The organism is Cedecea neteri NBRC 105707 = ATCC 33855, assembly GCF_001571265.1.
In the GTDB taxonomy this organism is placed as follows: domain Bacteria; phylum Pseudomonadota; class Gammaproteobacteria; order Enterobacterales; family Enterobacteriaceae; genus Cedecea; species Cedecea neteri.
Genome location: NZ_BCTL01000119.1, coordinates 1 through 1,221, shown reverse-complemented (window position 1 = coordinate 1,221; position 1,221 = coordinate 1). Strand labels below are relative to the sequence as shown.

Below are 1,221 nucleotides of genomic sequence, written 5' to 3'. Positions count from 1 at the left end.
CCCCACAAAACCGTTAATGGCCAGGAAGGTGCCCATGGCACGCTCTACAAGCTGGGTATTCCGATACCGCTCAATCCCCCAGACGATGGCGTAGCAAATCCACAGGTAGTGATAGCCGGGTGTCAGCATGCTCCCTGAGTCCTCAAGAATTTCGTAGGTGGTAACCCCCATCGGGAAGTAGGCGTCATTTAAAGCGTGGTAAGCTTCTGACTCGCTGGAAAAATCATTGCCGCACAGCTCCTTAATGGACTCTTCGGCTTGCTTCCGGTCCTCTTCGTCGTCACAGTTTTCCAGATAAGCACCCAGCCATTGCTGCAGAGCCCCATCAAAGGCTTCTGAGTCGAACTCATAGCAGGGGGATTCCCGGCGGCTGCGACCTGCGCCAGCTTCAAACTTTTCAGACCAGTATCCAGGATTGATAACGAAGCTCGCACGATGACCAAAATGAGAATCCATGAAGAAGTTAAACATGTCGCTGACGCGGCTGAATGTCCATGTCCCCATGTCGCCAGTGATGGTCAGATAACCCGGCCAGGTCACAATATCGAAGTAGTAGGCATTAGTGCCTGGGCGTTTGAAGCGCAGATGGCGGTACAGCCCATCATCACGATGAATTTGCAGGGTATGCAGCGCCACATCGCGCAGAAAGCAGGTAAGAATATCTCTGCGTTTGCTCATACCCCCCCCTTACACAGATTGCTAGCAGCGCGAATACTGTTCAGGCAGGCATTCCAGCCTTCAGCAAACTGCTCTGTTACGCCGTTTACACCATCCACAGTCCAGTGACCGTCATAGAAATACCTGGCCTCATCAGGCAGCGTCTCACAGACAGAGAGTTCAGCCAGCAAACGCTCATGCTGAGCAATCGCCTCCAGCGTGATTTTATTCATGATCTGATCAAGGGATTTGGGCGCAACCAGCCGCTGATAAGCACAGTCGGTGCGCTCAACTTCTTTCTTTACAGACTCATCAGAACGTAATGGTGATGAGCCCGGTTCTACTGAATAGCCATCAGGGGGTGTGATTGCCTGCCAGACTTTATCTGTTTTCATTTCATTAATTCCTTGACTGGGTAATTCAGGCGTAAGCAGTCCCCTGACGGTTTACGCCATAATTAATGGAAATTTAAATTCGGTTTAAATCAGCGTTAAATTAACGGGCTGGTTTCAGTGAATCCGTTTTAACGAAAAACGGCTCCCGGTCTATCTCCACGATGGTGCC

General features: G+C 50.7%; 2 protein-coding genes. Both read right to left on the bottom strand.

The genetic code is table 11. From position 1 onward, the window contains the following. Positions 1–678, bottom strand: a 678-nt coding sequence (locus tag CNE01S_RS24040) for a hypothetical protein (protein ID WP_072279239.1), incomplete at its 3' end; no start/stop codon positions are given. Continuing rightward, entirely contained in the window at positions 675–1,052 is a 378-nt protein-coding gene (locus tag CNE01S_RS24035) for a hypothetical protein (RefSeq protein ID WP_061279225.1), read from the bottom strand. The genes CNE01S_RS24035 and CNE01S_RS24040, both read right to left, overlap by 4 nt. Positions 1,053–1,221: the final 169 nt, after the last annotated feature.

What these genes read in the sequence shown, in the direction of transcription:
- CNE01S_RS24035 (WP_061279225.1), bottom strand. Translation starts at nt 1,052, where the DNA reads ATGAAAACAGATAAAGTCTGGCAGGCAATCACACCCCCTGATGGCTAT.